The organism is Streptomyces sp. NPDC047974 (assembly GCF_040653375.1).
Classification (GTDB): Bacteria; Actinomycetota; Actinomycetes; order Streptomycetales; family Streptomycetaceae; genus Streptomyces.
On record NZ_JBEZNU010000055.1, the window covers coordinates 1 to 13,983 of the forward strand.

Consider the following 13,983-nt stretch of genomic DNA (forward strand, 5'->3'; position numbering starts at 1 on the left):
CGGTACCGGACCACCGGCACCACCACTCGCCGCCGCGCCGGCATCCGGACCCGGACGCGCACTCTCGACAACCGACATGACCAACCAGTCCTTTCCGGTGAGGTGAGGGGTGAACGGCCCCGACGGGCCTCCCGGAGACGACTCTGCTGCGGCCGGAGCGCGTTACCCAGCCCCGTGGTGTCGCCAGCGCCGCGGAAGCTAGCACTCACAAGGCCACCTTCGGCTCCCCGTTCCGCCCGCCGTCCCGGCACACTGGAGCAATGGACACCCCCACCGCCCTGGGCGAATTCCTCCGCAACCGCCGCGCGCAGCTGCGGCCCGAGGACGTCGGTCTGCCGGCGCACGGCCGCCGCCGGGTGCCGGGGCTGCGCCGCGAGGAGCTGGCCCTGATCGCCGGGGTCAGCATCACGTACTACACGCACCTGGAGCAGGGGCAGAGCACCAACGCGTCGGACAGCGTCCTCGACGCGCTCGGGCGTGCCCTGCGGCTGACCCCGGACGAGCACACGCACCTGCGGAACCTGGCCCGTCCGCCGCGTACGCACCGGGTGGCGTCCTCGCTGCCGGAGCGGGTGCGGGACACGACGCGCAGGCTGCTGAAGGCGATGCCGGACGTGCCGGCGGTCGTCCTGGACCGGCGCAACGACGTGCTGGCGTGGAACGCCCTCGGGCACGCGCTGCTCGCCGGCCATCTCGACCCGGCGAGCCCGGAGGACCCGGAGAACCGGCCGAACCTCACCCGGATGCTGTTCCTCGACCCGCACACCCGTGACCTGTACGCGAACTGGCGGGACGAGGCCCGGATCTCCCTGGCCGCGCTCCGGCTGGTGGCCGGGCGCTGCCCGGAGGACCGGGCGCTGGCGGAGCTGATCGGCTCGCTGATGCTCCAGAGCGAGGACTTCGCGGACCTGTGGGCCGAGCATCCGGTGCGGGACTGCACGACGGGTTCGCGGCCCCTGCGGCATCCGGTGGTGGGGGCGCTCACCCTGGACTTCGAGAACCTGCGGCTGAGCGACGGCACGGGGCACCGCATGCTCGTGTACACGGCCCCGGAGGACTCGCCCGCGGAGGCCGCGCTCCGGCTGCTGTCCACGACCCTCCACTCCGAGGCGCCCGGTGAGGTCCGGTGAGGGAGGAGAGGGAGGAGGTCGGGCGGCTGAGCGCGGCCGGGGGGCTGTTCGAGGCGCGGGACGGGGTGTACGTACGGGGGCCGAGGACCCTGCGGGAGTTCGTGGAGGCGGTCTGGGCGTTCGGGGACCGGGTGTTCCTGGTCTCGGAGGACGGCGCCGTCACCTACCGGGAGTTCTTCGACGAGGCCTGTGGTCTCGCGCGGCGCCTGGTGGGGGAGTACGGGCTGGGGCGCGGGGACCGGGTCGTGGTCGCGATGCGGAACGTGCCGGAGTGGCAGGTCGCCTTCTGGGCCGTGCAGTTGGCGGGGCTGGTCGCCGTGCCGCTGAACTCCTGGTGGCGCGAAGCGGAGTTCGCGCACGCGCTGGACGACTGCGGACCCCGGCTGTTGCTCGTGGACGGCGAGCGGGCGGAGCGGGTGGGGGACTGGGCGGCGGCGGCCGGGGTGCCGGGGATCGTCTTCCGGGGCGCGGCGCGGCCGGGGTTCGTCGCGTACGAGGCCGACGACGACCCGCTGCTCGGGCCGCCGGACGTCGAGGTGTCGGGCGAGGACGACGCGACGATCTTCTACACCTCGGGGACGACGGGCCGCCCGAAGGGGGCCGTCGCCACGCACCTCGCGCAGGCCGGTGCGGCCGTCCATCCGCGGTACTTCGCGGCGGCGGCGGCCGCGGCGCGGGGGGAGCGGCCGGGCGGCGGGGCGCCGGTCGTGTCGCTGATGACGTATCCGTTCTTCCACGTGGCGGCGTTCACGGCGCTGTACGGCGTGATGGCGGGCGGCGGGACGCTGGTGACGATGCGGAAGTGGGACGCCGCGCGGGCCCTGGAGCTGATCCGCGAGCACCGTGTCACCCACTACGCGGGGGTGCCGACGACCGCGCTCCAGCTCCTCGCGCTGGCCCGCGAGAGCGGCGATCCGCTGGAGACCCTGGTGCAGCTGAGCACCGGCGGGGCGGCCGCGCCGCCGGGGATCGTGGCCGGGCTGGCGGAGGCGTACGGGGAGCGGATCCAGCCGCGGAACGGGTACGGGCTCACCGAGACGTGCGGCGGGATCTTCGCGAACACGGGCGACGAGTACCGGCGGCACCCGGGGAGCGTGGGCCGGCCCTCGCCGGCGACCGAGGCGCGGGTCGAGGCGCCGGGCGCCGACGGCGTCGGAGAGCTGTGGGTGCGCGGGCAGTCGCTGTTCCGGGGGTACTGGCGGAACGAGGAGGCGACCCGCGCCGCGTTCGCGCCCGGCGGCTGGTTCCGCACCGGCGACCTGGCGCGGAGGGACGCGGACGGGCGGGTGTCGATCGTCGACCGGCTCACCGACATGGTGGTCAGGGGCGGCGAGAACGTGTACTGCGTCGAGGTCGAGGGGGTGCTCCAGGAGCATCCGGACGTGGTCGACGCGGCCGTCGTCGGGGTGCCGCACCCGCTGCTCGGCGAGGAGGTCGGGGCGGTCGTGCGGCTCCGGCCGGGGGCGGCGGCCGGCGCCGGTGAGCTGCGGGCGCACGTGGGGGAGCGGCTCGCCGCCTTCAAGGTGCCCGCGCACGTCCTCGTGCGGGACGAGCCGCTGCCGCGGAACGGCGGCGGGAAGGTCCTCAAGGGCGCGCTGCGGGAACTGCTCGCGCCCGCCGGCGGCCTCGGGGGGTGAGCCGCGGGGTGGGCCCCTGCGGGTTCAGCCCCGGCTGACGCGGACGCGGAAGTTGCCGTCCGCGTCCTCGTCGAGGACGCCTATCCGGATGCCGTTGGCGCGGTCGGTGAAGGTCTCGCCGGGGCGGAAGGGGGCGTCGGAGAGCTCGGCGTGGACGTTGGGGCGGCGGGTGCAGCCGCCGCTGGTGCGGTCGCTGTCGGCGACGGTGACGGGGCCGTGGCCGGTGTCGACGTCGGCCTCGATGCGGTAGACGAGGACGCCCGGTTCGCAGACGGCCTCGTCGTTGCCCTCGCGGGTGCGGACCTCGACGGCGTAGCCGGTGGTGTCGGAGAGCGGGACGAAGACCAGCTTGGGGCCGCCGGAGAGGGCCAGCGGGGTCAGCAGGTGTTCGCTGGTGCCGGTGGCGGAGGCGCAGCGGATCTGGTCGTTGTCGAGCCAGCCGAGCTTCCACTTGTGCCAGCCGAGGAGGTCGTTGTTGGCCCCCCAGTCCTCGGACATGATGTCCCAGTGGCCGACCGTGCCGCCGCCGTCGGCGGTGTAGAGGTCGGGCAGGCCGAAGACGTGCCCGTTCTCGTGGGGCAGGACGCGGTAGCCGGTCTCGGGGTAGCTGCCGGAGCCGTCGTCCTGGCGGCTGTAGACGAAGGACGTGTTGGCGAGCGGGACGCCGTCGGCGTAGGGGGCGTCGTCGTTCCCGGAGAAGGTCACGGAGAGGACCGTGTCGAGGGCGGAGGGGCCGGCGTTCGGCGTGACCAGGACGTTGACCAGGTCGTAGGCGCTGAAGTCGACCTTGGGGTCGGCCGCCTTCACGATGTCCTCGACGAAGGAGCGGTAGCCCGGCTCGTAGGGGGCGCCGCGCTCGATCCCGTACGAGGAGAACGGCCGCGGCATCCGCAGCCAGTCGGGTATCGGGGTCTCGGCCCGGTACTGGAGCCGGCCGTAGGAGCTGACCCGGAACCAGTCGGAGGTCTGCGGGAAGAACTCCCGGAACCGGGCCGTCGCCGTGCCCTCGCCCTGGGCGTCGGGGAAGTCGACCATGAGGGTCAGCGCGCGGATCCGGCCGGTGGAGCGGGCGTACCCGGGGGCGGTCGGCAGCCCTTCCGACATCTGCACACCGAGGGTGGTGGCGATGCGGCACGGTCCGAGGCGGGTGGTGTCCGGCGCGGCGGCCACCGGGCCGGCCGAGGCCGGGGCGGGCCCGGGGAGCGTGGTGCTCGCGGAGACGAGCACGGTGAGCATCAGGGCCGAGGCCGCCGCGAGGGCGACCGGTCTGCGTATCCGCCGGCGGGTGTGCTGCATGCGGTCGCCTTCCGGTCGGGGCCAGGTCAGCGGCGTGGTGCGCCGTGCGATCAGCCTGTGGGGAGCGGGGCGGGGGCGCGCGCCGGGTGGACCGATCGTGGGTATGCGCCCACGGAACGTCCCTGTGACTCAGGTCACAGCATGGCGCGAAATAACCGGGGATTCCTTCCCCGTTTAGGAGAGAGTCCGACGAAGTGGGGAGCGTTTCCCCGGATGGCTCGAAAGGTCGAGGAGGTCGTGGCGTGATCCGCACCGACGGAGAAGCCCCCGCGGGACGGGGCGCGGCGGGGGAGTCCCCCGTGCGCCGGGTGCCCCGGCCCCGCGCCGACGCGCTGCGCAACCGCGAGCGGCTGGTCGCGGCGGCCCGCGAGATGTTCGTGGAGTTCGGCTGCGCCGTGCCCTACGACGAGATCGCGCGCCGGGCCGGCGTCGGCAACGCCACGCTCTACCGGAACTTCCCCGAGCGCCCCGAGCTCGTCCACGAGGTCGTCCTGTCGATCCTCGGCCGGCTCACCGAGCGGGCCGAGCGGGCGGCCGCCGAGGAGGACGACACCTTCGCCGCCGTCAGCCGCTTCGCGCACGAGGCGGCCGACGAGCGGGTCGGCGCGCTCTGTCCGATGCTCGACGGCACCTTCGACAAGGACCATCCCGACCTGGTCGTCGAGCGCGAGCGCCTGGGGGAGGCCGTCGAGGGCCTCGTCCGGCGGGCCCAGGCGGCCGGCCGGCTCCGCGCCGACATCGCCGTCAGCGACCTGATGATCGGCGTCTCCCAGCTGACCCGGCCGCTGCCGGGGAGCGGCTGCGAGGACTTCGCCCCCTTCGTCCACCGCCATCTCCAGATCTTCCTCGACGGCCTGGAGGCACCCGCCCGTTCCACCCTGGAGGGCGTCCCGGCGACCCTGGGAGACCTGAGGCGGGAGACGTGACGCCAGGCTTCCGCTGAGCCGCTTCCGGGGCTCCTCCACCGAGCCCCGGGCGGCCCCCGAACTTTTTCAGAACGTCCTTTTTCTTCACCTACGCACCAAGAGGTGGCTACCCCCATGCCCGAAACCGCCGGCACTCCCCGGTCGACGGCCGCTTCCCAGCCCGACCCCGGCCGCTGGAAGGCACTCGTCTTCATCGCCCTCGCCCAGCTGATGGTCGTGCTCGACGCGACCATCGTGAACATCGCCCTCCCCTCCGCCCAGCAGGACCTCGGCATATCGGACGGCAACCGCCAGTGGGTCATCACGGCCTACGCCCTCGCCTTCGGCGGCCTGCTGCTGTTCGGCGGCCGCATCGCCGACCTCTGGGGCCGCAAGCGCGCCTTCGTCGTCGGCCTGATCGGCTTCGCCGCCGCCTCCGCCCTCGGCGGGGCCGCGACCGGCGAGGCCATGATGCTCGGGGCCCGCGCGCTCCAGGGCGCCTTCGGCGCGCTGCTCGCGCCCGCCGCGCTCTCGCTGCTCGCGGTGACCTTCACCGACGCCAAGGAGCGCGCCAAGGCCTTCGGCATCTACGGCGCGATCGCCGGCGGCGGCGGCGCCGTCGGCCTGATCCTCGGCGGCTTCCTCACCGAGTACCTGAACTGGCGCTGGACCTTCTTCGTCAACATCCCGTTCGCGATCGTCGCCGCCATCGGCGCGTACCTGGTGATCCGCGAGCCGGCCGGCGGCCGCAACCGCTCCGCGCTCGACATCCCCGGCGTGATCCTCTCCACCCTGGGTCTGGTCGCGCTCGTCTACGGCTTCACCCGCGCCGAGTCCGAGGGCTGGAGCGACGCCGGCACGATCGGCATGTTCGTCGGCTCGGCGGTGCTGCTCGGCGCCTTCGTGCTCGTCGAGGCGAACGTGAAGAACCCGCTGCTGCCGCTGCGCGTCCTCACGGACCGCAACCGCGGCGGCGTCTACCTCTCGCTCGGCCTCGCCGTCATCGCGATGTTCGGCCTCTTCCTCTTCCTGACCTACTACCTGCAGGTCGTGAAGGGCTACTCGCCGGTCATGACGGGCTTCGCGTTCCTGCCCATGATCGCGGGCATGATCATCGGCTCGACCCAGATCGGCACGCGGCTGATGACCCGGGTCCCGCCGCGGCTGCTCATGGCCCCCGGCTTCCTGACCGCCGCCGTCGGCATGCTGCTCCTGACGCAGCTGGAGGTCGGCACCTCGTACGCCGGCCTGATCATGCCCGCGCAGCTCCTGCTCGGCCTCGGCATGGGCACGGCCTTCATGCCGGCCATGTCGCTCGCCACGCACGGCGTGGACCCGAAGGACGCCGGCGTGGCCTCCGCGATGGTGAACACCTCGCAGCAGGTCGGCGGCGCCATCGGCACGGCCCTGCTGAACACGATCGCCGCCTCGGCGACGACCGCGTACCTCGTCGACCACGCGGCCGGCGCCACCACCCCGGCCGCCCAGAAGCTGCTCCAGCTCCAGGGCATGGTCGAGGGCTACACCGCCGCGATCTGGTGGGCGGTCGGCATCCTGTTGGTCTCCTCGGCCATCGCGGCCGTGCTGATCACCACCGGGAAGCCGGACACGGGCGTGGTCGCCGGATCCGGCGCGGGCACGGACGACGAGGTGAAGGTCCCGGTCATCGCCCACTGACCCCCGCGATCCCCCGGAGGTCCCCTGCCCTGGTTCCGCTCAGCGGAGCCAGGGCAGGTCCGCGTCCGGGCCCGTCGGTTCGAGGCCCTCGGCCATCACCCGCATGATCGTCCCGAGCTGTTCGACCTGCTCCGGGCTGAGCCGGTCGAACATCGCCTGCCGCACCGCCTCCACGTGCCCGGGGGCGGTGCGCCGCAGCACCTCCACGCCCTCGTCGGTGAGGAGCGCGAACTGGCCGCGCCTGTCGGACGGGCAGTCCTCGCGCCGGACCCAGCCGTTCTTCTCCAGGCGGGCGATCGCGTGCGAGAGCCGGGAGCGGGTGATCTTGGCGCTCCTGGCGAGCTCGGTCATCCGCAGCCGGCGGCGCGGGGCCTGGGAGAGCTGGACGAGCAGGCCGTAGTAGACGTGCGGCATGCCCGCGTCGCGCTGCAACTGGCGGTCGAGGTGATCCTCCAGGAGCGTGGTGGCGTGGAGGTACGAGCGCCAGACGCACTGTTCGCCGTCGCTGAGCCAGCGGGGTCCGGTTTCGGTCCTGTCTCCCATGTCACCCATCGTACGACCCATCCTTGAAAGTTGAACTATGTAGGTTTACGCTGCAGACGGAGAGCTTGAAACTTCAAGCGTCCGGAACCGGCCGTGAAACGGAGACCCGCCATGGACACCGCCCCCGACGCGCGGATGCCCGCGCTCTACCTGTCCCACGGCGCCCCGCCGCTCGCCGACGACCCGGTCTGGCCCGGCGAGCTCGCCGCCTGGTCCGCCGGGCTGCCCCGCCCCAAGGCGATCCTCATGGTCTCCGCCCACTGGGAGGAGGCCCCGCTCGCCCTCGGCGCCACCGAGACCATCCCCCTCGTCTACGACTTCTGGGGCTTCCCCGAGCACTACTACCGGGTACGGTACGAGGCCCCCGGCGCCCCCGGGCTCGCCGCGGCGGTCCGCGCGCTGCTCCGCTCGCCCGGCACGCCCGTGCAGGACATCCCCGACCGGGGCCTCGACCACGGCGCGTACGTGCCCCTCGTCGAGATGTACCCCGACGCCGGCATCCCGGTCCTCCAGATCTCCATGCCCACCCTCGACCCGCGCCGGCTCATGGACATCGGCCGCAGGCTGGCCCCGCTGCGCGACGAGGGCGTGCTGATCGTCGGCAGCGGCTTCTTCACCCACAACCTCGCTGCCCTCCGCCACACCGGCGGCGGCGTGCCCGGCTGGTCCGCCGAGTTCGACGCCTGGGGCCACGAGGCCCTCGCCGCCCGGGACGTGGACGCCCTGCTCGACTTCGAGCACAAGTCCCCGGCCGGCCGCCTCGCCCACCCCCGCACGGAGCACTTCGCCCCGCTCTTCGTCACCATGGGCGCGGCGGACGCGGCCGGCGACCTCGACGAGGGGCGCTCGGTCATCGACGGCTTCTGGATGGGCCTCGCGAAGCGCTCGGTCCAGTTCGGCTGAGCGGCCCGGCGCCGAGCCCTATCCGTACGCGGGCGGGTTCAGCTCCACCGACCGGACGGCGGCGGCCAGCGCGAGCGGCCCGCCGACGTCCAGGGCGGTGTCGGTGAACTTGATCGTGTGGTCGTCGCCGTGCGCCGCCGCCCGCGCGAACACCTCCTCGGGCGCGAGCCCCGTCCCGGCCTCCGGAACGCCCTCCCGCGGGGTGTAGGCGGCCGTCACCGCCGCCGAGGCCGCCCACGCCGCCTCCAGACTCGGCACCCACAGGGCGCGGGGCAGCGCGGGCAGCGTCCGCAGCACCGCGTTCGGCGCCGTCGCCGCGTGCACCAGCATGATCGGCTCCCCGTGCCCGTGCGTCGCGTACCGGTGCACGGCCGCGGTCACCAGCTCGCCGAGCAGCGCCCGCGCCGCCTCCGGGCCGGCCGCCCCGCCCCAGACGGGGAAGGCCGTCAGCTGTGCGAGCCGCTCCCGGATCCCGCCCTCCTGCACCGGAACCGGCGGTACGGCGGCGAGCGCGGCGGCCGCGTCCGGTGCGGCGGCCAGCGGGGCGAGCGGCGGCAGCGGCTGGTGGCGGGCGGCCCAGTAGCCGAGCGCGTGCGCCAGCTCCGCCCGCCGGGGCGCCGTCTCCCCGCCGGGCGCGAGCAGGGTCCGTACGGCGTGCCCGGTCCGGATCACCGGGTGCGTCGCGCTGCCCGCGATGCCGGGCAGCAGCCGGGGCCACCACTCCGCGAGCACCTCGCGCCACGGCCGGTCCGCCAGCTCGCGGGCGAAGTAGCGGGTCCAGTCCGTGATCCGGACCGGATCGCCGAGCGCCTCCCGCCAGTTCGCGGCGGTCACCGGGGCGTACGGCGCCGGGGCCTCCTCCAGCTTCGGCGCGTACGCGTCCAGCCAGCGGTGCACGGCCGCCGCGTGCCCGTGCCGGGCCAGCGCCTCCACCGCCATCGGCGCGTGGTTGGTGAGCCACCCGTGCCGCTCGGGACCGGTGGAGTGAAGCCGTTCGAGAGCCTCGTCGAGGATGCCGGTGGTGTCCGTGTCGGTGTCCGTGTCGGTGTCCATGGCCGGGACGGTAGGCCCGGGAGGGCACGGCGGGTAACGGCCGAGCGACCTACACCGCAGGACGGAGGCAACCCGGGGCCGGGGAAGGAGCGTCGTAAGAGGAGAACGGGGCGAGCGGGGGAGTGAGCCCGACAGTGTGACGCCCCTCTCACCGACAGCGAGGTCGGAAGCCCCGGAGGGCTCGGGGGATCCCCCCTGACCTGCGGATCCGCGCGCACGGCGGTCCGCCGGGCCGGGCGGGGGTCGCGCAGGATACTGCATGATCGCGAAAATCCTGAGCCTCCTGGGAATTCTGTCCCGATTCCGGTCGTTGTTTCCGTCGGATGCAGGGCACCCGGAAGGGTGTCGCGACCTACTCAGCAAGGGAGCACGCATGGCAACCCGTGCCGTCGCCCGTCGTCAGTCCACCGCCAAGAGCGGGGGCGGCCGGGCAAGCAGCGTTCGCGCCGTGGGCGGGGAGATCGCCGACCGCGACCTGGTCGGCATGTACCTCGACGAGATCGCGCGCACGCCCCTGCTCGACGCCGCCAAGGAGGTCGAGCTCTCCCAGACCATCGAGGCGGGCGTCTACGCCCGGCAGATCCTCGAAGGGACGGTGACGCCGGCCGCCGACGCGGCGGGCGGGAGCGAGACCGGCGGGGCGACCCGCGAGGAGCTCGAAGCGCTGGTCGAGGACGGCGAGCGCGCGAAGGACCTCTTCATCAAGTCCAACCTGCGGCTCGTCGTGGCCGTGGCCCGGCGCTACCCGCGCAGCGGGCTGCCCCTGCTCGACCTGATCCAGGAGGGGAACGCGGGCCTGGTGCGCGCGGTCGAGAAGTTCGACTACGCGAAGGGCTTCAAGTTCTCCACGTACGCCACGTGGTGGATCCGCCAGGCCATCACCCGGTCCATCGCCGACCAGTCCCGCACCATCCGGCTCCCCGTCCACCTGGTGGAGGAGCTGGGCCGGATCCGCCGCGTCCAGCGCGAGTTCAACCGCGAGCACGGCCGCGAGCCCGAGCCCGCGGAGGTCGCGGAGGAGCTGGGCTCGACCCCGGAGCGGGTCACGGACGTCCTGGACTGGGCGCGCGACCCGGTCTCCCTGAACATGTCGGTGGACGACGAGGGCGAGACCCAGTTCGGCGACCTCCTGGAGGACACCTCCGCGATCTCCCCCGAGCAGTCCGTCCTCACCCTGCTGCGCAGCGAGGAACTCGACGACCTCATCGACAAGCTCGACCACCGGACCGCCTCGATCATCCGCATGCGGTACGGCATCGAGGACGGCCGGGAGCGGACGCTCACGGAGGTCGGCAAGGAGCACGGCCTCACGCGCGAGCGCATCCGCCAGATCGAGAAGCACGCCCTCCTGGAACTGAAGAAGATGGCCCGGGACACCGGCTTCGACGCGGTCGCCTGACCCCCGCGACGGCCCCCCGCACCCGGGAGCCCGGCCCCTGGTGCGGGGCCGGGCTCCCGGGTGGGCAGGCGTCCCGCCGGGGGCGCCGCGGGTCAGCGGGTCGCGTTCGCCAGGCGGGTCGCCAGAAGGCCCAGGCGGTCGCGGAGGGACGCCGGCGCGTGGATCGTGAAGTCGAGGCCCAGAAGCGCCAGGCGGACGGCCAGCCAGTCGACCGAGTCGGTCACCCGGGCCCGGAGGCGGCAGGAGTCGGGCCCGGTCGCGACCGGCACGAGGTGCGCCGGCAGCGCCGCGGCCACCTTCTCCGGCGGCGCCGCGAACTCCACGTCCAGCTCCACCTCCCGCTCGCCCTCCCCGTACGCCCGCGCCATCGACCGCACCAAGTACGCCCCCGCGTCCCCCTCCGGCAGCTCCCGAGGAGCGAACCGCGCGCCGGTCGCGAGCGGATCCGACACCCGGTCGACCCGGAACGTCCGCCAGTCCTCACGCCCGAGGTCGTACGCCACGAGGTACCACCGGCTGCCCGTCGACACCAGCCGGTACGGCTCGACCAGCCGCTTCGACTCCTCCCCGGCCCGCGCCCGGTAGCCGAAGCGCAGCCGCTCGTGCCCGGTGACCGCGCCGGCGAGCGTCGTCAGCGTGGACGGCGCGACGGTCGCCCCGTCCCCCCGGGTCAGCGGCAGCGTCGCCGCCTGGAGCGTGGAGACCCGGTGCCGCAGCCGCGCCGGCAGCACCTGCTCCAGCTTCGCCAGGGCCCGTACCGACGCCTCCTCGACGCCCTCGACGGCGTGCCCCGCCCCGGCCCGCAGGCCGACGGCGATGGCGACGGCCTCCTCGTCGTCGAGGAGCAGCGGCGGCATCGCCGCACCCGCGACGAGCCGGTAGCCGCCCACCGCCCCCTTCGTCGCCTCCACGGGATAGCCCAGCTCCCGCAGCCGGTCGATGTCGCGTCGGATCGTGCGCGCGGAGACCGCGAGCCGTTCGGCGAGCTCGCTGCCGGGCCACTCGCGCGGCGTCTGGAGGAGCGAGAGCAGAGTCAGGAGTCGTGCCGGAGTGTCCGTCATGCCCCCAGCATGCGGCAGAAATAGGACGCAACCTGACCTACATCACTCCTATGGTTCCTTCCATGAGCGCACACGAGACCGACGCCGCCACGGGGGCGGACAGCACCACCACGGGGGACAGCAGACGCTGGATCGCCCTGGCCATCGTCATGACGGCCGCCTTCATGGACCTGGTCGACGCCACGATCGTGAACATCGCGATCCCCAGCATCGAGCACGACCTCGGCGCGAGCTTCGGCGCGATCCAGTGGATCACCGCCGGCTACGCGCTGGCCTTCGCCGCCGGCCTGATCACCGGCGGCCGCCTCGGCGACATCTACGGCCGCAAGCGGCTCTTCCTCCTCGGCACCGCGGGCTTCACGCTCGCCTCCGCCCTGTGCGGCCTCGCCGCGAACCCGGAGATGCTGGTCGCCTCCCGCCTCCTCCAGGGCGCGGCGGCGGCGATGATGGTGCCGCAGGTGCTGTCGATCGTCCACGTCACCTTCCCCGCGCACGAGCGCGGCAAGGTCTTCGGCATGTTCGGCGCGGTCGTCGGCCTCGGCGCGGTCTCCGGCCCGCTGCTCGGCGCGCTGCTCACGGAGTGGAACATCGCGGGCCTGGAGTGGCGCCCGATCTTCCTGATCAACCTTCCGGTCGGCATCGCCGCCCTGATCCTCGGCCGGAAGTACATCATCGAGTCGAAGGCGCCGAAGGCGCTCCGCCTCGACCTGGTCGGCGTCGTGCTCGTCACGGCCGCGCTGCTCCTGCTGATCTACCCGCTGACCCGGGGCCGCGAGCTCGACTGGCCGCTGTGGGGCCACCTGATGATGGCGTCCAGCCCGCTGGTCTTCGGCGCCCTCGTCGCGTACGAGCGGTACAAGACCCGGAAGGACGGCTCCCCGCTGGTCGAGCTCTCGCTGTTCCGCGTGAAGTCGTTCGCCGCGGGCATCGCCGTGCAGCTGACCTTCGGCATCGTGCTCGGCGTCTTCTTCCTGGTGTGGACGCTCTACATGCAGATCGGCCTCGGCTGGAGCGCCCTCAAGGCGGGTCTGACCGGCGTGCCGTTCTCGATCGCGGTCTCGGTGGCGGCCGGCCTGTCGGTCCAGCTCCTCGTGCCGCGCTTCGGCCGCAAGGTGCTGCAGACGGGCGCGCTGACGATGGTCGCGGGCATCCTGCTCTACTTCTTCCTCGCGGGCCGGTACGAGGCGGGGATCTCGCCCTGGCAGATGATCCCGGCGCTGGTGGTGATGGGCCTCGGCATGGGCCTGATCGTGGCGCCGCTGACGGACGCGGTGCTCTCGGAGGTCCCGAAGGAGCACGCGGGTTCGGCGTCCGGCCTGATCAACACGACGGGCCAGATGGGCAACGCGATCGGTCTCGGCCTGGTCTCCGTGGTCTTCTTCGGCGTGATCGACGACCGGGGTCCGGCCAAGGTCCCGGCGGACGTGACGGACGCCTTCGTCGACGCCTTCCGCAACTCCCTCGGCTGGGTCGCGGTGGTCCTCGCCGTCATCTTCCTGGTGATGTTCGCCCTGCCGGCCCGCCCGAAGCAGCACCTGGAGGGCGGGGACGCGGACGGCGCCGACGGCGCGGGCGGTGGAGAGCCGGACGGCCTGGTGGAGAAGGCCCCGGCGCTCGTCTCCTGAGCCGTACCCGGGGCCTGACCGTGAGGGGCGGTGCGCCACGCGAGCGCACCGCCCCTCGTCGGGTTCAGATCACTTCTTCAGCGCGCCGAGGAACCGGTTGGCGTTGTTGAGCGGCGGGGCGCCGGGGGTCGTGAGCTCGGTCCACGGGCCGAGCACGTCCGTCGGCGTGCCCACGCAGTCGAGTACGTCCGGGGTGCCGGTCTCGATGTCGCACAGGGTCTCCCACACCTCGCCCTCCTTCGTGAGGACCTGGATGGAGACGTGGTTCGCCTGGGACGCGACGGAGACCGAGCAGGCGCTCGCCGGGTAGCCGGGGTGGAGCATCGGGTCGGTGAGGTCGGTCCACACGAACGGCGTGACGGTCGGCGTGACGTCCCGGATGCCGACGTAGGTCACCCCGTTGCTGAGTACGCCCTTGACCTCGCGGCTCTCGGCCGGGTTGTAGGCGTCGACGTCACTGCAGGGCCCGGTGGGCCCGGTGGCACCCGTGGCTCCGGTGGCACCCGTCGCACCCGTCGCACCCGTGGCGCCGGTCGCGCCGGTGGCGCCGGTGGCGCCGGTCGGGCCTTCGGGGCCGGTGGCTCCGGTGGCTCCTGCCGGGCCTTCGGGGCCGGTGGCTCCGGTGGCTCCCGCCGGGCCCTCCGGACCTGTGGCGCCCGTGGCTCCTGCCGGGCCTTCGGGGCCGGTGGCTCCGGTGGCTCCCGCCGGGCCCTCCGGACCTGTGGCGCCCGTGGCTCCTGCCGGGCCTTCGGGG

Annotated in this window: 12 protein-coding genes; 7 read left to right on the top strand and 5 right to left on the bottom strand. The window is 73.7% G+C overall.

What is annotated here, in order from left to right:
* Positions 1 to 260 precede the first annotated feature (260 nt).
* Both AB0E19_RS36655 and AB0E19_RS36660 read left to right on the top strand, forming a co-directional pair.
* A complete protein-coding gene (locus tag AB0E19_RS36655; protein ID WP_362188914.1) occupies positions 261 to 1,130 on the top strand; it encodes a helix-turn-helix transcriptional regulator in 870 nt (289 codons plus the stop codon).
* A 26-nt stretch (positions 1,131 to 1,156) separates the two neighbouring features.
* Positions 1,157 to 2,767, top strand: a complete 1,611-nt coding sequence (locus AB0E19_RS36660; protein WP_362188959.1) for a class I adenylate-forming enzyme family protein — start codon at positions 1,157 to 1,159, stop codon at positions 2,765 to 2,767.
* 24 nt (positions 2,768 to 2,791) lie between these two features.
* Here AB0E19_RS36660 and AB0E19_RS36665 read toward each other — a convergent pair whose 3' ends face one another.
* Positions 2,792 to 4,063, bottom strand: a complete 1,272-nt coding sequence (locus AB0E19_RS36665; RefSeq protein WP_362188917.1) for a M6 family metalloprotease domain-containing protein — start codon at positions 4,061 to 4,063, stop codon at positions 2,792 to 2,794.
* Positions 4,064 to 4,362: 299 nt separating this feature from the next.
* Here AB0E19_RS36665 and AB0E19_RS36670 point away from each other — a divergent pair, with 299 nt between their 5' ends.
* The gene (locus AB0E19_RS36670; protein WP_362188962.1) at positions 4,363 to 4,989 is read left to right on the top strand and encodes a TetR/AcrR family transcriptional regulator; all 627 of its coding nucleotides are present in this window, start codon (positions 4,363 to 4,365) and stop codon (positions 4,987 to 4,989) included.
* Between the two features lie 114 nt (positions 4,990 to 5,103).
* Complete coding sequence (locus AB0E19_RS36675; RefSeq protein ID WP_362188919.1) at positions 5,104 to 6,645, top strand: MFS transporter; 1,542 nt, start codon at positions 5,104 to 5,106, stop codon at positions 6,643 to 6,645.
* A gap of 39 nt (positions 6,646 to 6,684) precedes the next feature.
* Here the strand turns inward: AB0E19_RS36675 and AB0E19_RS36680 are convergent, their stop codons facing one another.
* On the bottom strand, positions 6,685 to 7,197 hold the full coding sequence (locus tag AB0E19_RS36680; RefSeq protein WP_362188921.1) for a MarR family transcriptional regulator: 513 nt from the start codon (positions 7,195 to 7,197) through the stop codon (positions 6,685 to 6,687).
* Between the two features lie 102 nt (positions 7,198 to 7,299).
* Here AB0E19_RS36680 and AB0E19_RS36685 point away from each other — a divergent pair, with 102 nt between their 5' ends.
* The gene (locus tag AB0E19_RS36685) at positions 7,300 to 8,091 is read left to right on the top strand and encodes a class III extradiol ring-cleavage dioxygenase (RefSeq protein WP_362188924.1); all 792 of its coding nucleotides are present in this window, start codon (positions 7,300 to 7,302) and stop codon (positions 8,089 to 8,091) included.
* An 18-nt stretch (positions 8,092 to 8,109) separates the two neighbouring features.
* On the opposite strand, the gene AB0E19_RS36690 is transcribed toward AB0E19_RS36685, so the two are convergent.
* Positions 8,110 to 9,144: a questin oxidase family protein gene (locus tag AB0E19_RS36690; protein WP_362188926.1), complete on the bottom strand. Its 1,035-nt coding sequence runs from the start codon at positions 9,142 to 9,144 to the stop codon at positions 8,110 to 8,112.
* A gap of 373 nt (positions 9,145 to 9,517) precedes the next feature.
* Between AB0E19_RS36690 and AB0E19_RS36695 the strand changes: the two genes are divergently transcribed.
* Positions 9,518 to 10,543 (top strand): sigma-70 family RNA polymerase sigma factor, encoded by a 1,026-nt coding sequence (locus AB0E19_RS36695; RefSeq protein ID WP_362188929.1) that lies wholly within the window; start codon positions 9,518 to 9,520, stop codon positions 10,541 to 10,543.
* Between the two features lie 92 nt (positions 10,544 to 10,635).
* On the opposite strand, the gene AB0E19_RS36700 is transcribed toward AB0E19_RS36695, so the two are convergent.
* The gene (locus AB0E19_RS36700) at positions 10,636 to 11,604 is read right to left on the bottom strand and encodes a YafY family protein (protein ID WP_362188932.1); all 969 of its coding nucleotides are present in this window, start codon (positions 11,602 to 11,604) and stop codon (positions 10,636 to 10,638) included.
* Positions 11,605 to 11,666: 62 nt separating this feature from the next.
* Between AB0E19_RS36700 and AB0E19_RS36705 the strand changes: the two genes are divergently transcribed.
* Positions 11,667 to 13,229 carry an MFS transporter gene (locus tag AB0E19_RS36705; protein WP_362188935.1) on the top strand — a complete coding sequence of 521 codons (1,563 nt, stop codon included), beginning with the start codon at positions 11,667 to 11,669 and terminating at the stop codon, positions 13,227 to 13,229.
* Positions 13,230 to 13,298: 69 nt separating this feature from the next.
* On the opposite strand, the gene AB0E19_RS36710 is transcribed toward AB0E19_RS36705, so the two are convergent.
* Positions 13,299 to 13,983, bottom strand: a 685-nt coding sequence (locus AB0E19_RS36710) for a hypothetical protein (protein ID WP_362188938.1), incomplete at its 5' end; no start/stop codon positions are given.

Coding starts and splice junctions, on each gene's coding strand:
- AB0E19_RS36685 (WP_362188924.1), top strand. CDS start 7,300: ATGGACACCGCCCCCGACGCGCGGATGCCCGCGCTCTACCTGTCCCAC.
- AB0E19_RS36675 (WP_362188919.1), top strand. CDS start 5,104: ATGCCCGAAACCGCCGGCACTCCCCGGTCGACGGCCGCTTCCCAGCCC.
- AB0E19_RS36680 (WP_362188921.1), bottom strand. CDS start 7,197: ATGGGTGACATGGGAGACAGGACCGAAACCGGACCCCGCTGGCTCAGC.
- AB0E19_RS36655 (WP_362188914.1), top strand. CDS start 261: ATGGACACCCCCACCGCCCTGGGCGAATTCCTCCGCAACCGCCGCGCG.
- AB0E19_RS36665 (WP_362188917.1), bottom strand. CDS start 4,063: ATGCAGCACACCCGCCGGCGGATACGCAGACCGGTCGCCCTCGCGGCG.
- AB0E19_RS36705 (WP_362188935.1), top strand. CDS start 11,667: ATGAGCGCACACGAGACCGACGCCGCCACGGGGGCGGACAGCACCACC.
- AB0E19_RS36695 (WP_362188929.1), top strand. CDS start 9,518: ATGGCAACCCGTGCCGTCGCCCGTCGTCAGTCCACCGCCAAGAGCGGG.
- AB0E19_RS36700 (WP_362188932.1), bottom strand. CDS start 11,604: ATGACGGACACTCCGGCACGACTCCTGACTCTGCTCTCGCTCCTCCAG.
- AB0E19_RS36690 (WP_362188926.1), bottom strand. CDS start 9,144: ATGGACACCGACACGGACACCGACACGGACACCACCGGCATCCTCGAC.